This is a genomic window from Seohaeicola zhoushanensis (assembly GCF_014656415.1).
GTDB lineage: Bacteria > Pseudomonadota > Alphaproteobacteria > Rhodobacterales > Rhodobacteraceae > Seohaeicola_A > Seohaeicola_A zhoushanensis.
Genome location: NZ_BNCJ01000006.1, coordinates 155,734 through 175,073, shown reverse-complemented (window position 1 = coordinate 175,073; position 19,340 = coordinate 155,734). Strand labels below are relative to the sequence as shown.

Below are 19,340 nucleotides of genomic sequence, written 5' to 3'. Positions count from 1 at the left end.
TGAAATGTTGCGCATCGGGACGGGAATGGCCCGAAACGCCCGCGATTGCCGCGCCTTTCATGAACTCCGGCGAGTTGTAGGGAGATTTGACCTCCTTCGGTCCGATCGTACCTTGTCCTCGGCTGCGGGGGCGGTCATGCTGCGGGACACCCAAGCGGGCAAGGTTGAAAAGGTGCAGCACAAGCCCCACTTAACCTTTCCGAGTGTGGAGATGGCCGGGAGCTGCCGATTGTCGGGGCCGGTGCCGTCTTGCCAACAGAAGGACCGAGCATGCAAGAACCCCTGAACTCCTCGTACCCCGTCCTGCCGCTGCGCGACATCGTCGTGTTTCCGCATATGATCGTCCCGCTCTTCGTGGGACGCGAGAAATCGGTGCGGGCGCTGGAAGAGGTCATGGCCGACGACAAGCAGATCCTGCTGTCGAGCCAGATCGACCCCTCGGTCGACGATCCCACGCCGGACGGCATCTACAAGGCCGGCGTGCTTGCAAACGTGCTGCAGCTGCTGAAGCTTCCCGATGGCACCGTGAAGGTGCTGGTCGAGGGGCAGGCGCGGGTGCGCATCACCGAATATGTCGAGAATGACGCCTTCTTCGAGGCCAGGGCCGAATACCTGACCGAAGAGCCGGGCGACAAGGAAACCACGATTGCGCTGCAGCGCGCGGTGAGCGAGGAATTCGCCCGCTACGCCAAGGTGCGCAAGAACATCCCCGAAGAGGCTCTGACCGCGGTCAGCGAATCGACCGAACCCGCCAAGCTCGCCGACCTCGTCGCCGGCCACCTGGGCATCGAGGTTCAGCAGAAGCAGGAGCTTCTCGAGACCCTGTCGATCAGCGACCGGCTGGAGAAGGTCTATGGCCTGATGCAGGGCGAACTCAGCGTTCTGCAGGTCGAGAAGAAGATCAAGACCCGCGTCAAGTCGCAGATGGAGAAGACCCAGCGCGAGTATTACCTCAACGAACAGATGAAGGCGATCCAGCGCGAGCTGGGCGACGGCGAAGACGGTTCGAACGAGGTGGCCGAGCTGGAGGCCAAGATCGAGGCGACGCAGCTTTCGAAGGAGGCCCGCGAAAAGGCCGATGCCGAGCTGAAGAAGCTGAAGTCGATGTCGCCGATGAGCGCCGAGGCCACGGTTGTCCGCAACTACCTCGATTGGATGCTGTCGATCCCGTGGGGCGTGAAGAGCCGCGTCAAGAAGGACCTGAACGCCGCCCAGAAGGTGCTGGACGACGATCACTACGGTCTGGAGAAGGTCAAGGAGCGGATCGTCGAATATCTTGCCGTGCAGCAGCGCAGCAAGAAGATGAAGGGTCCGATCATGTGCCTCGTCGGCCCTCCGGGTGTCGGCAAGACCTCGCTCGGCAAGTCGGTCGCCAAGGCCACGGGGCGCGAGTTCATCCGCATCTCGCTGGGCGGGGTGCGTGACGAATCCGAGATCCGCGGCCACCGCCGGACCTATATCGGCTCGATGCCGGGCAAGATCATCCAGGCGCTGAAGAAGGCCAAGACCACGAACCCGCTCATCCTGCTCGACGAGATCGACAAGATGGGCCAGGATTTCCGTGGCGACCCGGCCTCGGCGATGCTGGAGGTGCTGGACCCGGAACAGAACTCGACCTTCGTGGACCACTACATGGAAGTGGAATACGACCTGTCGAACGTGATGTTCCTGACCACGTCCAACAGCTACAACATGCCCGGGCCGCTGCTTGACCGGATGGAGATCATCCCGCTGGCCGGCTACACCGAGGACGAGAAGCGCGAGATCGCGAAGCAGCACCTGATTCCGAAGCAGGTGAAGAACCACGGCCTCAAGGCCAAGGAATTCACCCTGACGGACGAGGCGCTGACCGCGATCATCCAGACCTACACCCGCGAGGCGGGCGTGCGGAACCTGGAGCGCGAGATCGCCAAGGTCGCCCGCAAGGCGCTGACCCAGATCGTGCGCAAGGAAGCCACGAGCGTGGTGGTGACGCCGGAGAACCTGGACAAGTTCCTGGGTGTTCCGAAATACCGTCACGGCCTGGCTGAGAAGGAGGATCAGATCGGTGTCGTCACCGGGCTGGCCTATACCTCGGTGGGGGGCGAGCTGTTGCAGATCGAGGCGCTGCGCCTGCCGGGCAAGGGCCGGATGAAGACGACCGGGAAACTGGGCGACGTGATGAAGGAGAGCATCGACGCGGCTTCGAGCTATGTCCGCTCGATCTCGCCCTCGCTCGGGGTGAAGCCGACCAAGTTCGACACGATCGACATTCACGTCCACGTGCCGGACGGGGCAACGCCCAAGGACGGGCCTTCGGCCGGTCTTGCCATGGTGACGTCGATCGTCTCGGTCCTGACGCAGATCCCGGTCCGCAAGGACATCGCCATGACCGGCGAGGTCAGCCTGCGCGGCAACGCCATGCCGATCGGCGGATTGAAGGAGAAACTGCTCGCGGCGCTTCGCGGTGGCATCAAGACGGTGCTGATCCCCGAGGAGAACGAGAAGGATCTGCCGGATATCCCCGAGAACGTGAAAGCGGGGCTCGAGATCGTGCCGGTCAAACACGTCTCGGAAGTGCTGAAACTGGCGCTGGTGCGCGCGCCCGAGCCGATCGAATGGGACGAGGCGGCCGAAGAGGCGGCGGCAGCCCAGGCCGCGCTCAAGCGCGACGATACGGCAAGCGCCACCGCGCATTGAGCGTGACGCTCTGAAATCGAGGCGCCCCCGCGGGAAACCGCGGGGGCGTTTTGCGTTTTAGGGTAGCGCCCGCCTGAGGGCAGTCTTCCGCCGCCCGGCATCCGCGGCACGACCACCATCTGGCGCCCACCATGCCCTTGCGCTAGCCTGCGCGCGACATCAATGCAGCAAGGCCCTTGCCCATGCCCACAACCAAACCCCCCGCCGATTCCGTCGCCGCCAAGGCAGCCCGACCCAGGCGCAAGGCCAAGGCCAAGGTCGACGGCGCGGCCCCGGCCGCAGGCGCCGATCTCAAGAAGGCCGAACTGATCGAACTGGTGGTCGCCAGATCGGGCCTGCAGAAGAAGGCCGTCAAACCCGCCGTCGAGGCGATCCTTTCCGCGCTTGGCGAGGCCATCGAGGCCGGACGCCCGCTGAACCTGCCGCCGCTCGGCCGGCTGCGGGTGGCGCGCACCGAGCAGAAGGAAAAGGGCAGCCTCAGCGTGCTCAAGCTGCGTCGCGGGGCAGGGGTGAAAGATAGTGGGAAAGACCCCCTTGCAGACACCGGCGAGTGACGCTAATACCCGGCCGCACGGGTGATTAGCTCAGTGGTAGAGCGCTTCGTTCACATCGAAGATGTCAGGAGTTCAAATCTCTTATCACCCACCATTCTTCAAGGACGGCCCCGGAATCGCCGCGCGCAAGCGCTACTCGAGTCCGGGGCCGTTTCCTTTTGCATGACCGCTTTTCCCGAACTCCTGGTGCTGCGCCACGGCGAGACCGGCTGGAATCGCGAGGGGCGGATGCAGGGTTCGCTGGACAGCGAGTTGACCGAACTGGGGCAGGCGCAGGCGCGGATGCAGAACGCAATCCTGCGGCGCGCGGGCGTTGCGGGCTTCGACTGGTTCGTCTCTCCGCGCGGGCGCACGGTGCAGACGGCGCGGATCGCTTCGGAGGGGCTGGGGGCCGAGCTGAACATCGAGCCACGCCTGGCAGAGATCGACATGGGCCTCTGGACCGGCCGGCTGCATGACGAAATCGCCGCCGAGGCACCCGAGCTGTTCGATCCCGCCGCGCCGCTGGCCTTCTACCACGCGATTCCCGGCGGTGAGAGGCTGCCGGAAGTGCACGACCGCCTCGCCGCCTTCCTGGCCGAACTGCGCCGCCCGGCGGTGGTCGTGACCCACGGAATCGCCAGCCGGCTGCTGCGCTGCATCGCGCTGGGGCTGCCCTGGCAGGCATTCGAGACGCTCGAGGGCGGGCAGGGCGTGGTCTACCGGGTCAGGGCCGGCAGAAGTGAACGCCTGGTCGAGGAGAACGCCGACAAAGGCGGGATCTGAACGCGACCCGCTTGCGTCGCCCGCCGCGCTTGGCTACATGCGGCACAGCGGGTGGTTAGCTCAGTTGGTAGAGCGCTTCGTTTACACCGAAGATGTCGGGGGTTCGAGTCCCTCACCACCCACCATGCCCAATCCTGCATCATAGGCGCTGAATTTCAGGGCGATGCCCCGTGCCGCCGCTTTCCTTTGGCGGGAAGGGGCGGCAAGGTGATCCGCAGGGAACAGGGACTGCGGGACACTCATGGCGATCACGGCAAGTATCTATCACCTCACGCATTACCGCTACGACCGTCCGGTGCTCCTGGGTCCGCAGGTGATCCGCCTGCGCCCGGCGCCGCACAGCCGGACGCGGGTGATCTCGCATTCGCTGAAGGTCGCGCCCGGTGGGCATTTCGTCAATCACCAGCAAGACCCCTTCGGCAACTGGATGGCGCGGTTCGTCTTCCCCGAGCCGGTGACCGAGTTCAAGATCGAGGTCGACCTGGTGGCCGACATGACGGTCTACAATCCCTTCGACTTCTTCGTCGAGGATACCGCCGAGCACTGGCCCTTCGAATACGCGCCCGATCTCAAGAGAGACCTCGAGGCCTATCTCAAGCCCGACCCGGTCGGGCCGGAACTGGCGGCCTTCCTCAAGACGGTACCGCGCGACAAGGTGCGCTCGGTCGATTTCGTGGTGAACCTGAACGCCAAGATCTCGGGCCATGTGAACTATACCATCCGGATGGAGCCGGGGGTTCAGACGCCCGAGGAGACGCTGTCGCTGCAAAGCGGGTCCTGTCGGGATTCGAGCTGGCTGCTGGTGCAGGCGCTGCGCCACTTCGGCTTCGCGGCGCGGTTTGTCTCGGGCTATCTGATCCAGCTGAAACCCGACCTCAAGTCGCTCGACGGGCCCTCGGGCACGGATGTCGACTTCACCGACCTGCACGCCTGGGCCGAGGTCTATCTGCCGGGGGCGGGCTGGATCGGGCTGGACCCGACCTCCGGCCTCCTGACCGGCGAGAGCCATATCCCGCTGGCGGCGACGCCGCATTACCGCAGCGCCGCGCCGATCTCGGGCGGGTTCTCGGCGGCGGGCACGCCCGAGGTGCAATTCGCCTTCGACATGAAGGTCTCGCGGGTGGCCGAACATCCGCGCATCACCAAGCCGTTCAGCGACGAGGCCTGGGAACAGCTGAACGCCCTCGGGGCGAAGGTCGACAAGGCGCTGGAAGAGGGCGACGTGCGGCTGACGATGGGCGGCGAGCCGACCTTTGTCTCGATCGACGACTTCGAATCCGACGAGTGGAACACCGCCGCCGTCGGACCGACCAAGCGGGTGCTGGCCGACAAGCTGATCCGCCGCCTGCGCAACCGTTTCGCGCCGGGCGGTTTCCTGCATTACGGGCAGGGCAAGTGGTATCCTGGCGAGACGCTGCCAAGGTGGACCTTCTCGCTCTACTGGCGCGACGACGGGCAGCCGGTCTGGCAGAACCCCGAGCTGATCGCCGACGAGGGCGAGGAATTCGGCGCCGACAAGGAGCAGGCGCAGGAGCTATTGCGCGAGATCGCGGCCGAACTGGATGTGCCCGAGGACAATATCTTCCCGGCCTTCGAAGATCCGGCGGAGTGGCTGGTGAAGGAAGCCAACCTGCCCGAGAACGTGACGCCGGATAACTCCAAGCTGAAGGACCCCGAGGAGCGGCACCGGCTTGCCACCGTCTTCAACCGGGGCCTGACCGAGCCGGTGGGCTTCGTGCTGCCGGTGCAGCCCTGGCAATCGGGTCGGGGCAAGCGCAAGTGGCTGTCGGAACGCTGGAAGCTGCGGCGGGGCAAGATGTTCCTCGTTCCCGGCGACAGCCCGGTCGGCTATCGTCTGCCACTGGGGAGCCTCTCCTACCTGACACCGGCGCAATTCCCCTACATCAATCCTGCCGACCCGACCGAGGAACGCCCCAAGCTGGCCGATCCCGAACCGCTGGACGAGTTGCGCAAGAGCCAGCCGCTGGCGAGCTTCACCGCCGCGACCCCGGTGCAGGACGTGGTGGGCCAGAGCCTGGACGAGATCGACGGCTATGTGCGCACCGCGCTGACGGTGGAACCGCGCGAGGGGCGGCTCTGCATCTTCATGCCGCCGGTGCCCGAGCTCGAGGACTACCTCGACCTGCTGCGCGCCGCCGAGAGCGCGGCGCTGCGGCTGGGGCTGAAGGTGCATGTCGAGGGCTACCAGCCGCCGCATGACCCGCGCCTGAACGTGATCCGTGTGGCCCCCGATCCGGGCGTGATCGAGGTGAACATCCACCCGGCGAAGAACTGGCAGGACTGCGTCGATATCACCACCGCCGTCTACGAGGAGGCCCGCCAGTCGCGGCTGGGCGCCGACAAGTTCATGATCGACGGCAAGCATTGCGGCACCGGCGGCGGCAACCATGTCGTCGTTGGCGGCGCCAATACCAACGACAGCCCCTTCCTGCGCCGCCCTGACCTGCTCAAGAGCCTGATCCTGCACTGGAACCGGCACCCCTCGCTCTCCTACCTCTTCTCGGGCCTGTTCATCGGCCCGACCAGCCAGGCGCCACGGATCGACGAGGCGCGGCATGACAGCCTCTACGAGATGGAGATCGCGCTGGCGCAGATTCCGGCGCCGGGGCAGGGGCAGCAGCCCTTCCCCTGGCTGGTCGACCGGCTGCTGCGGAACATGCTGACCGACGTGACCGGCAACACCCACCGGGCCGAGATCTGCATCGACAAGCTCTACTCGCCCGAAGGGCCGACCGGGCGGCTGGGGCTGGTGGAGTTCCGCGGCTTCGAGATGCCGCCCGACGCGCGGATGAGCCTGGCGCAGCAGTTGCTGCTGCGGGCGCTGATCGCGCGGTTCTGGAAGACCCCGGCGCAGGGCGACCTGACCCGCTGGGGCACCGCGCTGCATGACCGCTTCATGTTGCAGCACTACGTCTGGGAGGATTTCCGCGACGTGCTCGCCGACCTGCGCCACCACGGCTTTCCGATGCAGGAGGAATGGTTCGTCGCCCAGGGCGAGTTCCGCTTCCCCTTCTGCGGCGAGGTCGAGGCCGAGGGCACCAAGCTCGAACTGCGCCAGGCGCTGGAGCCCTGGCACGTGCTGGGCGAGACCGGTGCCATCGGCGGCACGGTGCGCTATACCGACAGTTCGACCGAGCGCTTGCAGGTCAAGCTGAAGGCCGCCGAGCCAGGGCGCTATGACGTGCTCTGCAATGGCCGCCGGGTGCCGCTGCGCGACATCGGCGGCGGCGAGGCGGTGGCGGGCGTGCGCTACAAGGCCTGGCAGGCGGCCTCGGCGATGCATCCGGTGGTGCCGGTCGACGCGCCGCTGACCTTCGACATCTTCGACACCTGGTCGGGAATGCCGATCAGCGGCTGCGTCTACCACGTCGCGCATCCGGGCGGGCGCAACTACGACACCTTCCCGGTCAACAACAACGAGGCCGAGGCCCGCCGCCTTGCACGCTTCGAGCCGCATGGCTATCGTCCCGGAACCCAGTATTCCGTCCGGGCCGAGCGGATCCATCGGGAATTCCCGATGACGCTCGACCTTCGGCGGCACGCCGGGGTCTGAACAGGGGATGGAGCCAGCCATGGCGGGTCAGGATGTCCCTTCGGCCTCGGGCCGGGGGCTGGCGGGATATATGCCGCTGCCGGGGGTGCAGGACGAATACCTAGACGCCCAGGGGGCCATCCGTCCGCTCTGGTCGCAGCTTGCCGCGCACCTCGGCGGCCTCGGTCCCGAGGACCTGGCGCGCCATATCGCGCGGGCCGACCAGTATCTGCTCGATAGCGGGGTCTTCTTCCGCCAGTACGGCGGCGGCCTGTCGGTCGAACGGCCCTGGCCGCTGAGCCATGTGCCGGTGCTGATCGGCGAGGCCGACTGGGACGAGATCAGCACTGCCCTGGTGCAGCGGGCCGACCTGCTCGAAGCGGTGATGGCCGACCTCTACGGGCCGAACGCGCTGGTCGCGGCGGGCAAGCTGCCGGCCGAACTGGTGGCGGCGAACCCGGAATGGCTGCGCCCGATGGTCGGCGTGCGGCCGCGCTCGGGCAAATACCTGCATTTCCTGGCCTTCGAACTGGGGCGCGGGCCGGATGGCAAATGGTGGGTGCTGGCCGACCGGGCGCAGGCGCCCTCGGGCGCGGGCTATGCGCTGGAGAACCGTGTTGCCACGGCGCGGGCCTTCTCCGAGCATTACGCGCAGGAGCATGTACAGCGCCTCGCCGGTTTCTTCCGCGAGTTCCGCGATGCGCTGATGGCCAGTCGGCACGATGCCGAAAGCCGGGTCGCGATCCTGACGCCGGGGCCGCTGAACGACACCTACTTCGAACACGCCTATATCGCGCGCTACCTCGGCTTCAACCTGGTGCAGGGCGAGGATCTGACGGTCGTCGACGGCCACCTGATGCTGCGCACCGTCTCGGGGCTGCGCCCGGTCGAGGTGCTGTGGCGGCGGCTGGATTCGGCCTGGGCCGATCCGCTGGAACTCGACCACCGCAGCCAGCTCGGCACGCCGGGGATGATCTCGGCGCTGCGGGCGGGCGGCTTCGAGATGGTGAACGCGCTGGGGTCGGGGGTGCTGGAGACGCGGGCGCTGATGGCCTTCCTGCCCAAGCTGGCGCCCCACCTTCTCGGCGCGCCGCTGAAGATGAACAATATCGCCACCTGGTGGTGCGGCGATGCCAAGGCGCGGGCGGCGGTGCTGGGTGCGCCCGAACGGATGCTGCTCAGCAATGCCTTCGCCACGGGGATGCCCTTCGATTCCGCCGGGCCGGAACCCGAGCGGGCAGGGGATATGCCCCCCGACGCGCTGGCCGAACGGATCGCCCGCGAGAGCGGCGCGCTGGTGGCGCAGGAGGCGGTGACGCTTTCGACCACGCCGGCGGTGGTCGAGGGGCGGTTCGAGCCGCGGCCGATGTCGCTGCGGGTCTTCCTTGCACGCACGCCGGAGGGCTGGCAGGTGATGCCGGGCGGCTTCGCACGGATCGGCAGCAGCCCGGACCCGGCGGCCATCGCCATGCAGCGCGGCGGCAGCGCGGCGGATGTCTGGGTCGTCAGCCCCGAACCCGTGCCCACGCCCAGCCTCGCCGGTCCCGACAGCGCGCGCGACCGCCGCGCCACGCCGGGGGCGCTCCCCTCGCGGTCTGCCGACAACCTGTTCTGGCTTGGCCGCTACATCGAACGGACCGAGAGCATGGTGCGCCTGCTGCGCGCCTGCCACGTGCGTCAGGCCGAGGCGGGCGCGGCGGCGCAACCCCTGCTCGACGCGGCGGCGCCGCTGCTGAAAGGGATGGGGCTGGACCCGAAGGAGGGCATCCCGCAGGGCCTGCTCGACACTCTGGGCGCGGCGATCTCCAGCGCGGGCAAGGTGCGCGACCGCTTCTCGCCCGACGCCTGGTCGGCGCTGGCCGATATCGACAAGACCGCGCGACGGATGGCGCGCAACGTGACGCCCGGCGACGATGCCGCGCGGGCGCTGAGCGCGCTGCTGCGCAAGCTCGCCGGGATCACCGGCCTCGTGCACGAGAACATGTATCGCTTTGCCGGCTGGCGCTTTCTCACCATCGGGCGGCAGCACGAGCGGGCGATGAACATGGCGCGGATGCTCGAAGTGCTGACCGACCCCGAGCTGCCGCCCGGCGCGCTCGACATGGCGATCGAGGTGGGCGACAGCGTGCTGACCCACCGCCGCCGCTTCAGCGTCGCTGCCTCGCGTGAGACGGTGATCGAATTGCTGGCGCTCGACGCGCTGAACCCGCGCTCGCTGCGGCACCAGGTGGACGAGCTGCGCGAGCAGATCGACATGCTGCCCCATGCCAACGAACACGGCGCGCTGTCGCCGCTGGCGCGCGCGGCGCTGCGGCTTTATGCCGATTTTGCCACCGCCGACCCGGAAACGCTGGGCCCGGCGGAACTCGCCGACCTGGGCGCGCGTATCGCTGCGCTTTCCGACCTGATGACCGAGGCCTATTTCCGCTGATGCGCTACCGCCTGACCATGTCGATCCGCTACGCCTTCGACCGGCCCTCGGGCGACGGTCGGCAGCTGCTGCGGATCTGCCCGGCGCGGCTACCCGGTGTGCAGCAGGTGACCTCCTGCGAGGTGACGGTCACCCCCAGACCCGCCGAGCGGCGCAGCTTCACCGATTTCTTCGGCACCGAGGTGATCGAGCTGGCCTTCCCCTCGGGGCTGAGCGAGGTTCGTTTCGACCTCGCCGCCGAGGTGCGTCGCGAGATGCGGCAGGCCGGGTTCGACCAGTCGGCGCCGCTGGCGGCGCTGCCGGCCGAGATCGCCTCGGTACGCGACCTCGACGCGCAGTCGCCGCATCACTTCCTCGCGCCCTCGCCACGGGTGCCGGTGGTGCCCGAGATATCCAGCTTCGCCGCCGCCGCAGTGGCGGGCGCGGCTTCGGTGCGCGAGGCGGTGCAAAGGCTGGGCGAGGCGCTGCACGAGGCGATGACCTTCGATGCCAAGGCCACCAGCGTCGACACCCCCATCGCCGAGGCCTTTGCCGGCCGGCAGGGGGTTTGCCAGGACATGTCACAAATCATGATTGCCGGCCTGCGAAGTCTGGGCATCCCGGCGGCCTATGTCGCGGGCTTCCTGCGCACCGAACCGCCGCCGGGCCAGCCCCGGCTCGCCGGTGCCGATGCGATGCACGCCTGGGTCCGGGCGTGGACCGGCGGGCTGGCCGGTTGGGTCGAATACGACCCGACCAACGCCTGTTTCGTCGATTCCGACCATGTAACTGTGGGCTATGGCCGCGATTACTCGGATATCGCCCCGGTCACAGGGATGCTGCGCTTCTTCGGCGCGCAGAGCGGATCGCACAGCGTCGACATCATCGAAATCTGACCCGCCCGGAATAATTAACGCCAGATAACAGGATTGCCGCCACGGCAGCCGATCTTGTTACAAAACTGTCATGGAATCTTTGCATAAGCATCACGGAAGGTGACTACCCAGCCCCCGAGGCCGACGAACGGCCCAACAGACATTCAGGAGCAAACCATGTCCCCCATCAAGACCTCCGTCTCGGCCCTGGCCCTGCTGGCGATCTCCGCCACTGCCGGCGCTGCCCGCGATCAGGTTCAGGTTGCAGGATCCTCCACGGTTCTTCCCTATGCCGCCATCGTGGCCGAAGCCTTCGGCGAGAACTTCGACTTCCCGACGCCGGTTGTCGAATCGGGCGGTTCGGGCGCTGGCCGCAAGAAGCTCTGCGAGGGCGTCGGCGAGAACACCATCGACATCGCCAACTCCTCGTCGCGCATCAAGCAGTCGGACATCGACCTCTGCGCCCAGAACGGCGTGACCGAGATCCAGGAAGTCCGCATCGGCTATGACGGGATCGTCTTCGCCTCGGACATCAACGGCGCCGAATTCGCCTTCACCCCGGCCGATTGGCACCAGGCGCTGGCCGCCAAGGTCGTCAAGGACGGCGCGCTGATCGACAACCCCTACAAGAACTGGAACGAGATCCGCGCCGACCTGCCGGCGCAGCCGATCCTCGCCTTCATCCCCGGCACCAAGCACGGCACCCGTGAAGTCTTCGACGAGAAGGTCCTCCACGCCGGCTGCAAGGCCGACGGCACGCTGGAAGCCCTGAAGGCTTCGGGCGACGAGAAGGCCGACAAGTCCTGCATGGCGCTGCGCACCGACGGCGTGTCGGTCGATATCGACGGCGACTACACCGAGACCCTGGCCCGCGTGGACGCCAACAAGAACGGCATCGGCGTCTTCGGCCTGTCGTTCTACCAGAACAACACCGACAAGCTGCGCGTCGCCACCATGGACGGCGTGGTCCCCTCGGTCGAGACCATCGCCAAGGGTGAATACCCGGTGTCGCGCCCGCTGTATTTCTACGTGAAGAACGCCCACCTGGACGTGATCCCCGGCCTGCAGGAATACATCGAGTTCTTCGTCTCGGACGACATGGCAGGCCCCGATGGCCCGCTGGCCGCCTATGGCCTCGTGTCGGACCCGGAACTTGCCAAGACCCAGGAAATGGTTGCCAACCGGACCCCGATGGGCCCGCTCAGCAACTGATCTGAGACCAACGGCGGGCGGCGCATCGGCGCCGCCCGTCCCTGCATTGCAATGACGGATTTCCCATGAGCGTTGGACTTATCGCGCTGATCGTGTTGGGCATGGCGGTTGTCGGCTATGTCATCGGACGGTCCCGGTCCCTTTCGCTGGCCGCGTCCCAGGACCGACGCCTGCATTCGCTGCCCTCCTACTACGGTCAGGCGGTGGCCCTGTTCACCGCGGTGCCCGCACTCCTGGTGCTGGGCGCCTGGCTTTTCGTGCAGCCCATCGTCGTCGAGACCCGCGTCAGCGAGATGATCCCCGAGAGCGCGATCCCCGAAGGCGGCGCGCTTAGCCTGGTGATGGCCGATGTCCGCCGGATCGCCGGCGGGCTCGATGCGCTGATGACCAGCGCCGGGCTGAGCGAAGGCGACCTGGCACGGATGAGCGCCGAGACCACCAACCTGCGCGAACGGCTGGGCGGCGTCGGCGTGGCGCTGGGGTCGGACGTCTCGGCTCCGGTCTTCGAGGCCGCCAAGGCGATGCGCGCGGCCAACAACGCCGGATCGCTGGCAATGACCATCGCGGTCCTTGCGCTGGCGCTGGTCGCGGGCGGCTACATGCTGAGCCGCGTCTCGCCCGACATGCGCGCCCGCAACATCAGCGAGACCTTCGTCAAGGCGCTGCTGATCGGCGCCTCGACCGTGGCGATCCTGACCACCGCCGGCATCGTGCTCTCGCTGCTGAGCGAGACGATCAACTTCTTCCGGATGTATCCGGCGACCGAGTTCTTCTTCTCCACCGTCTGGAACCCGCAGTTCCGCGGCGGTTCCGAGCTGGGCATCATCCCGCTGCTCTGGGGCACCTTCTATGTCAGCTTCGTCGCGCTGCTCTTCGCGGTGCCGATCGGGCTGATGATCGCCATCTACCTCTCGGAATACGCCAGCAAGACCGTGCGCTCGCTGGCCAAGCCGGCGATCGAGGTGCTGGCCGGCATTCCGACCATCGTCTACGGTCTCTTCGCCCTGATTACCGTCGGTCCGCTGCTGCGCGACTGGCTGGCCCAGCCGCTGGGCCTGGGCAACTCCTCGTCGTCGGTGCTGACCGCGGGGCTGGTCATGGGCATCATGCTGATCCCCTTCGTCTCCTCGCTGTCAGATGACATCATCAACGCCGTGCCGCAGTCGCTGCGCGACGGTTCCTACGGGCTCGGCGCGACCCAGTCCGAGACCATCCGCCAAGTGATCCTGCCCGCGGCGCTGCCCGGCGTCGTCGGCGCGGTGCTGCTGGCCGCGAGCCGCGCCATCGGCGAGACCATGATCGTGGTCATGGGGGCAGGGGCGGCGGCCAAGCTCAGCCTCAACCCGCTCGAGGCGATGACCACCGTCACCGTCAAGATCGTCAGCCAGCTGACCGGCGATACCGAGTTCGCCAGCCCCGAGACGCTGGTGGCCTTCGCGCTCGGCCTGACGCTCTTCACCTTTACCCTGGGCCTGAACATCGTTGCGCTGGTGATCGTGCGCAAATACCGGGAGCAGTACGAATGACCGACCTCACCGCTTCTCCTGCCAATGCCGCCGCGCCGCGCCCCTCGTCGCTGCTGACCCTCGACGCGCGCACCAAGCGGCGCAACGCCGCCGAGGCCCGCTTCCGCATGATGGGGGCCATCGCCGTCGCCATCGCCGTGCTGGCGCTGGTCGGTCTGCTGGTCTCGATCTTGGGCAATGGCCTTTCGTCCTTCCGCCAGACCCATGTGACGCTCGAGGTCTTCCTCGACCCCGCCAAGCTCGACAAGGCCGGCGACCGCGACCCGGCGAAGATCGCCAAGGTCACGACCTTCGGCTATGCGCCGCTGATCCAGGCGGCGATGCAGACGGCCATCGAGAAGGCCGGCGCAACCACCGAGGGCGTCAATGCCAAGCAGGCCGCCGGGCTGATCTCGGACGAGGCCGCCGCGACCCTGCGCCGCTTCGTCATGGCCCACCCCGAGCGGATCGGCGAGACGCTGAGCTTCCCGATGCTGGCCAACGGCCGGGTCGATGGCTACTTCAAGGGCCGCGTCACCATGGAAAGCGCCGCGCTCGACCGCAACATCTCGCCCGAGCAGCTCCAGCTGGCCGACAAGCTGCGCGCCGCCGGCGTGATCGAGATGAAGTTCAACTGGGGCCTGTTCACCGCGCCCGACGCCTCGGACACCCGGCCCGAGGCCGCCGGTCTGGGCGTCGCCATTCTCGGCTCGGCCTACATGATGCTGATCGTGCTGGTGCTGGCGCTGCCAATCGGCGTGGCCGCCTCGATCTACCTCGAGGAATTCGCGCCGAAGAACCGCTGGACCGACCTGATCGAGGTGAACATCTCGAACCTCGCCGCGGTGCCCTCCATCGTCTTCGGTATCCTCGGCCTCGCGGTCTTCATCAACTTCGTCGGCCTGCCGCAATCGGCGCCCATCGTCGGCGGCCTGGTTCTGACGCTGATGACCCTGCCGACCATCATCATCGCCACCCGCGCGGCGTTGAAGGCGGTGCCGCCCTCCATCCGCGATGCGGCACTGGGCGTCGGCGCCTCGAAGATGCAGTCGATCATGCACCACGTGCTGCCGCTGGCCGCGCCCGGCATCCTGACCGGCACGATCATCGGCCTGGCCCAGGCGCTTGGCGAGACCGCGCCGCTGCTGCTGATCGGCATGGTCGCCTTCGTCCGCGAATACCCGGGCGCGCCGCCTGAGGGCTTCTTCGACCCGGCCTCGGCGCTGCCGGTGCAGGTCTACAACTGGACCCAGCGCGGCGATCCGGCCTTTATCGAACGGGCCTCCGGAGCGATCATCGTGCTGCTGATCTTCCTGATGGCCATGAACATCATCGCGATCATTCTGCGTCGCCGTTTCGAGCGTCGGTGGTAGGAAAGGACATGAACATGTATGACAGCCCCGAGAGAGAGGCCAAGTTGGACCAGAAAGCCACCAAGATCTCCGCGCGGAACGTGCAGGTCTATTACGGTGAGACGCACGCCCTGAAGGATGTGAGCGTCGACATCCAGGACAAGACCGTGACTGCCTTCATCGGTCCGTCGGGCTGCGGCAAGTCGACCTTCCTGCGCTGCATCAACCGGATGAACGACACCATCGACAGCTGCCGCGTCGAGGGCACGATACTGCTGGAAGGCGAGGACATCTACGACCGCCGTGTCGATCCGGTGCAGCTGCGCGCCAAGGTCGGCATGGTGTTCCAGAAGCCGAACCCCTTCCCGAAGTCGATCTATGACAACGTCGCCTATGGCCCTCGCATCCACGGCCTGGCCCGCAACAAGGCCGAGCTTGACGATATCGTCGAGCGTGCGCTGCGCCGCGGGGCGATCTGGAACGAGGTGAAGGACCGCCTGCAATCACCGGGCACCGGCCTCTCGGGCGGCCAGCAGCAGCGTCTCTGCATCGCCCGCGCCGTGGCGACCGAGCCGGAAGTGCTGCTGATGGACGAACCCTGTTCGGCGCTCGACCCGATCGCCACCGCCCAGGTCGAGGAGCTGATCGACGAGCTGCGCCAGGACTATTCGGTGGTGATCGTCACCCACTCGATGCAGCAGGCCGCACGGGTCAGTCAGAAGACCGCCTTCTTCCACCTCGGCAACCTGGTCGAATTCGGCGACACCGACCAGATCTTCACCCGCCCGCAGGACAGCCGGACCGAAAGCTACATCACGGGACGTATCGGATGAGTGCCATGAACGACAAACATATCCTTTCCTCCTTCGACCGCGACCTGGAGAGCATCCAGGCCAACGTGATGAAGATGGGCGGCCTGGTCGAGGCGGCGCTGGCCAATGCCGCGGCCGCGCTGGAGAACCGCGACGTCGAGCTGGCCGAACAGGTCCGCGCCGGCGACAAGGCCATCGACGCGCTGGACGTGACGGTCAAGACCGAGGCCGCGCGGCTGATCGCCCTGCGCGCGCCCACCGCCATCGACCTGCGGCTGGTGCTGGCCGTGATGGAGATCAGTTCGCACCTGGAACGCTGCGGCGACTATGCCAAGAACATCGCCAAGCGCACGTTGACCGTGACCGGCGGCACCGAGATCGAGGGCGCGCATGGCGCGCTGCGGCGGATGTCGCGCTATGTCGAAGAGATGATGAAGGACGCGCTCGACGCCTATATCCAGCGCGACGTCGCCAAGTCGCAGGAGGTCATCGCACGCGATGCCGAGGCGGACCAGATCTACAACACGCTGTTCCGCTCGCTGCTCACCCACATGATGGAGGACCCGCGCAATATCGCCGTGGGGATGCAGCTGCACTTCATCGCCAAGAACATCGAGCGGGTGGGCGACCACGCCACCAATATCGCCGAACAGACCATCTACATGGTCACCGGCGAACTGCCCGACGATGACCGGCCCAAGCAGGACCGGACCTCGCTGACCCTGCAGGAAGGCCCGATCCAGTGAGTGACATGCAGCCTTCGGTGCTGGTCGTCGAGGACGAACCGGCCCAGGCCGAGATGCTGACCTACAACCTCGAAAGCGAGGGGTTCCGGGTGATCCGCGCGGCGGACGGTTCCGAGGCCTTGCTGCTGGTCGAGGAGGAGGCGCCCGACCTGATCCTGCTCGACTGGATGCTGCCGGGCACCTCGGGGATCGAGGTCTGCCGGCGGATCAAGCTGCGGCCGGCCTCGCGGCTGACCCCGGTCATCATGATCTCGGCCCGTTCCGAGGAACTCGACAAGGTGCGCGGGCTCGAAACCGGGGCCGACGACTATGTGACCAAGCCCTATTCGGTGATCGAACTGATGGCGCGGGTCAAGTCGCAGCTGCGCCGCTCGCGTCCCGCCACGGTGGGCGAGCGGCTGGTCTTCGAGGATATCCTGCTCGATTCCGAGGCCCACAAGGTGTTCCGCGGCGAACGCGAGCTGAAGCTCGGGCCGATCGAATTCCGGCTGCTTTCGACCTTCATGGAAAAACCGGGCCGGGTGTGGAGCCGCGAGCAGCTGCTCGACCGGGTCTGGGGCCGCGACATCTATGTCGACACCCGCACCGTCGACGTCCATATCGGCCGCCTGCGCAAGGCGCTTGGCCGCCACGGCGGGTCGGATGCGATCCGCACCGTGCGGGGATCGGGCTACGCGCTGGGGTGATCCCGCGCTGTCACAAAGCTGTCGTCCAGGCTTCATCAACCTATTGCGTTCACGGCCTATCGAGTCGCCATCATGACCACGGAGACTTGAAGCCATGACCGACATTGATCACAGCCGACTGAGCGCGGACGCCTGGGACGAACTGCACGACCCGCGCCCGATGGAAACCGAATTCGACCGCGTGGTCGCCTCGGCGCTCACGCGCCGCGGTTTCCTGTCCGGCGTGATCGCGCTGGGGTCGGCCGCCGGAGCGATGGGCGGCCTGCTGGGCGGCACCGCCGCCCGCGCCATGACCGCGCCGCGCTTTGCCTTCGAGGGCATCGCCGCCACCACCGACGCCACCGTGCACGTGCCGGAAGGCTATGAGTGGAAGACGCTGGTGCGCTGGGGCGACGCGCTCTTCGGCGACGCCGCCGCCTTCGATCCGGTCGAGGGCGTGGCGCTCTCCAGCTCCGACCGCGTGTTCGGCGAGAACACCGACGGCATGGAGAGCTTCCTTGTCGACGGGCATCAGCTGCTCGCCGTGAACAGCGAATACACCAACAACGAGATCAACCTGCCGGGTCGCCATGCCGAGGGCAAGGCCGCCAGCGCCGAGGATGCGCAGCTGCTGCGCAACCTGCAGGGCGTGACAGTGATGGAAGTCGCCGAAACCGCCGAGGGCTGGCAGGTCGTGGTCGACAGCCCGTTCAACCGCCGCATCACCCAGGACACCGAGATCCGCCTCGCCGGTCCGGTTGCCGGCCATGCGCTGGTGCAGACCAACTCCGACCCCTCGGGCATGACCGCGCGCGGCACCTTCAACAACTGCGGTTCCGGCAAGACGCCCTGGGGCACCTACCTGACCTGCGAGGAGAACTTCAACGGCTACTTCGGCGCGACGGCGGCTGATTTTGCCCAGACGCCCGAGCAGAAGCGCTATGGCATCGGTGCCGAGGGGCGTTACGGCTATGAACTCTTCGCGCCGCGCTTCGACCTCTCGACCGACCCGAACGAGCCGAACACCCAGGGCTGGGTGGTCGAGATCGACCCGGCCGACCCGACTTCGGTGCCGGTCAAGCGCACCGCGCTCGGCCGCTTCAAGCACGAGAACGCCGAGGTGGTGCTGGCCCCCGACGGGCGCGTGGTGGTCTACATGGGCGACGACGAGCGCGGCGAGTTCATCTATCGCTTTGTCTCGGATGCGCCCTATGTGCCGGGTGCCGACACTTCGGAATTGCTCGATATTGGAACGCTTTACGTTGCGAAATTCAACGATGACGGCAAGGGCGAATGGATCGCGCTGACGCCCGAGGCCACCGGCATGAGCATCGAGGAGATCCTGGTCCTCAGCCGCGTTGCCGGCTCCAGGGTCGGGGCGACCACAATGGACCGCCCCGAGTGGATCTCGGTCAACCCGGTCAAGCCCGAGGCCTATTGCGCGCTCACCAACAACACCCGGCGCGGCGTCAAGCCGAATGCAGCTGGCGACGAGACGCCGGTGGGCGGCCCGAACCCGCGCGAGAAGAACCAGTACGGCCAGATCGTGCGCTGGTATCCCGAGGGCGGCGACCATGCCGCCGATGCCTTCGGCTGGGATCTTTACGTGATGGCGGGCAACCCGGCCAAGCACTCCGACAGCTATGCCGGTTCGCGCAATGTCACCGCCGGGAACATGTTCAACTCGCCCGACGGGATGGCCTTTGACAGCACTGGCATCCTCTGGATCCAGACCGACGGCGACGACAGCAACGAGGGCGACTTCGAGGGGCAGGGCAACAATCAGATGCTCGCCGGCGATCCCGCCACCGGCGAGATCCGCCGCTTCCTGACCGCGCCCAAAGGGGCGGAGGTGACGGGGCTCTGCTGGTCGGCCGACCTCAAGACGATGTTCGTCGGCATCCAGCACCCCGACGCGCCCTTCCCGGACGGCGAGGGCATCCTGCCGCGCTCGGCCATCATCGCGGTGAAGCGGGCCGACGACGCACCGGTCGGCTGATCGGTTCCGACATGACACAGGCGGGCGGCGCGTAATTCGCCGCCCGTTTAACCATCAGATTGCCCGGTCGGGACGCGCTGTGCAATCTATTGGTGTTTATCGGTAATTCAATTCTCCTCATGGGTCGGCTGGCGCCCGCGATCACGGCCTAAATCGCTTGATCGGTCGCCCGCGTCGGGCAAGACTGGCTGCGAACCGCAGGCCCGCTGCAAT

General features: G+C 67.0%; 13 protein-coding genes and 2 tRNA genes. All 15 read left to right on the top strand.

Translation table 11 applies throughout. From position 1 onward, the window contains the following. The first annotated feature begins 270 nt into the window (after positions 1-270). The 15 genes from lon to IE266_RS13065 all read left to right on the top strand — a co-directional run bounded on the left by lon (position 271) and on the right by IE266_RS13065 (position 19,127). Entirely contained in the window at positions 271-2,679 is a 2,409-nt protein-coding gene (gene lon, locus IE266_RS13135) for an endopeptidase La (protein WP_189680550.1), read from the top strand. Positions 2,680-2,861: 182 nt separating this feature from the next. Beyond that, positions 2,862-3,233 carry an HU family DNA-binding protein gene (locus IE266_RS13130; protein ID WP_189680549.1) on the top strand — a complete coding sequence of 124 codons (372 nt, stop codon included), beginning with the start codon at positions 2,862-2,864 and terminating at the stop codon, positions 3,231-3,233. A 19-nt stretch (positions 3,234-3,252) separates the two neighbouring features. Next, positions 3,253-3,327, top strand: a tRNA-Val gene (locus tag IE266_RS13125). A gap of 68 nt (positions 3,328-3,395) precedes the next feature. Beyond that, complete coding sequence (locus tag IE266_RS13120; RefSeq protein ID WP_189680548.1) at positions 3,396-3,998, top strand: histidine phosphatase family protein; 603 nt, start codon at positions 3,396-3,398, stop codon at positions 3,996-3,998. Positions 3,999-4,047: 49 nt separating this feature from the next. Beyond that, positions 4,048-4,123 (top strand) — tRNA-Val (locus IE266_RS13115). A 116-nt stretch (positions 4,124-4,239) separates the two neighbouring features. Beyond that, positions 4,240-7,572, top strand: coding sequence for a transglutaminase family protein (locus IE266_RS13110; RefSeq protein ID WP_189680547.1), 3,333 nt, complete (start codon positions 4,240-4,242; stop codon positions 7,570-7,572). Between the two features lie 19 nt (positions 7,573-7,591). After that, positions 7,592-9,982 (top strand): circularly permuted type 2 ATP-grasp protein, encoded by a 2,391-nt coding sequence (locus IE266_RS13105; RefSeq protein ID WP_189680546.1) that lies wholly within the window; start codon positions 7,592-7,594, stop codon positions 9,980-9,982. Further along, positions 9,982-10,857, top strand: a complete 876-nt coding sequence (locus IE266_RS13100; RefSeq protein WP_189680545.1) for a transglutaminase family protein — start codon at positions 9,982-9,984, stop codon at positions 10,855-10,857. The genes IE266_RS13105 and IE266_RS13100 overlap by 1 nt, the downstream gene beginning before the upstream one ends. A 156-nt stretch (positions 10,858-11,013) precedes the next feature. Then, a complete protein-coding gene (locus tag IE266_RS13095) occupies positions 11,014-12,048 on the top strand; it encodes a substrate-binding domain-containing protein (RefSeq protein WP_189680544.1) in 1,035 nt (344 codons plus the stop codon). A 65-nt stretch (positions 12,049-12,113) separates the two neighbouring features. Beyond that, positions 12,114-13,574, top strand: coding sequence for a phosphate ABC transporter permease subunit PstC (gene pstC / locus IE266_RS13090; protein ID WP_189680543.1), 1,461 nt, complete (start codon positions 12,114-12,116; stop codon positions 13,572-13,574). Next, positions 13,571-14,926: a phosphate ABC transporter permease PstA gene (pstA, locus tag IE266_RS13085; RefSeq protein ID WP_189680542.1), complete on the top strand. Its 1,356-nt coding sequence runs from the start codon at positions 13,571-13,573 to the stop codon at positions 14,924-14,926. Before pstC ends, pstA begins: the two co-directional genes overlap by 4 nt. A gap of 14 nt (positions 14,927-14,940) precedes the next feature. Continuing rightward, a complete protein-coding gene (gene pstB, locus IE266_RS13080; protein ID WP_189680585.1) occupies positions 14,941-15,738 on the top strand; it encodes a phosphate ABC transporter ATP-binding protein PstB in 798 nt (265 codons plus the stop codon). Positions 15,739-15,743: 5 nt separating this feature from the next. After that, entirely contained in the window at positions 15,744-16,463 is a 720-nt protein-coding gene (gene phoU, locus IE266_RS13075) for a phosphate signaling complex protein PhoU (protein WP_189680541.1), read from the top strand. A gap of 5 nt (positions 16,464-16,468) precedes the next feature. Next, a complete protein-coding gene (phoB, locus tag IE266_RS13070; RefSeq protein WP_373310576.1) occupies positions 16,469-17,149 on the top strand; it encodes a phosphate regulon transcriptional regulator PhoB in 681 nt (226 codons plus the stop codon). A gap of 94 nt (positions 17,150-17,243) precedes the next feature. Further along, positions 17,244-19,127: a PhoX family protein gene (locus tag IE266_RS13065; RefSeq protein WP_189680539.1), complete on the top strand. Its 1,884-nt coding sequence runs from the start codon at positions 17,244-17,246 to the stop codon at positions 19,125-19,127. Positions 19,128-19,340 lie beyond the last annotated feature (213 nt).

Excerpts from the sequence above, each read along its gene's own strand:
- pstA (WP_189680542.1), top strand. The coding sequence starts at position 13,571 with ATGACCGACCTCACCGCTTCTCCTGCCAATGCCGCCGCGCCGCGCCCC.
- IE266_RS13110 (WP_189680547.1), top strand. The coding sequence starts at position 4,240 with ATGGCGATCACGGCAAGTATCTATCACCTCACGCATTACCGCTACGAC.
- phoU (WP_189680541.1), top strand. The coding sequence starts at position 15,744 with ATGAACGACAAACATATCCTTTCCTCCTTCGACCGCGACCTGGAGAGC.
- phoB (WP_373310576.1), top strand. The coding sequence starts at position 16,469 with ATGCAGCCTTCGGTGCTGGTCGTCGAGGACGAACCGGCCCAGGCCGAG.
- IE266_RS13120 (WP_189680548.1), top strand. The coding sequence starts at position 3,396 with ATGACCGCTTTTCCCGAACTCCTGGTGCTGCGCCACGGCGAGACCGGC.
- IE266_RS13130 (WP_189680549.1), top strand. The coding sequence starts at position 2,862 with ATGCCCACAACCAAACCCCCCGCCGATTCCGTCGCCGCCAAGGCAGCC.
- pstC (WP_189680543.1), top strand. The coding sequence starts at position 12,114 with ATGAGCGTTGGACTTATCGCGCTGATCGTGTTGGGCATGGCGGTTGTC.
- IE266_RS13065 (WP_189680539.1), top strand. The coding sequence starts at position 17,244 with ATGACCGACATTGATCACAGCCGACTGAGCGCGGACGCCTGGGACGAA.
- pstB (WP_189680585.1), top strand. The coding sequence starts at position 14,941 with ATGTATGACAGCCCCGAGAGAGAGGCCAAGTTGGACCAGAAAGCCACC.
- IE266_RS13095 (WP_189680544.1), top strand. The coding sequence starts at position 11,014 with ATGTCCCCCATCAAGACCTCCGTCTCGGCCCTGGCCCTGCTGGCGATC.
- IE266_RS13105 (WP_189680546.1), top strand. The coding sequence starts at position 7,592 with ATGGCGGGTCAGGATGTCCCTTCGGCCTCGGGCCGGGGGCTGGCGGGA.
- lon (WP_189680550.1), top strand. The coding sequence starts at position 271 with ATGCAAGAACCCCTGAACTCCTCGTACCCCGTCCTGCCGCTGCGCGAC.
- IE266_RS13100 (WP_189680545.1), top strand. The coding sequence starts at position 9,982 with ATGCGCTACCGCCTGACCATGTCGATCCGCTACGCCTTCGACCGGCCC.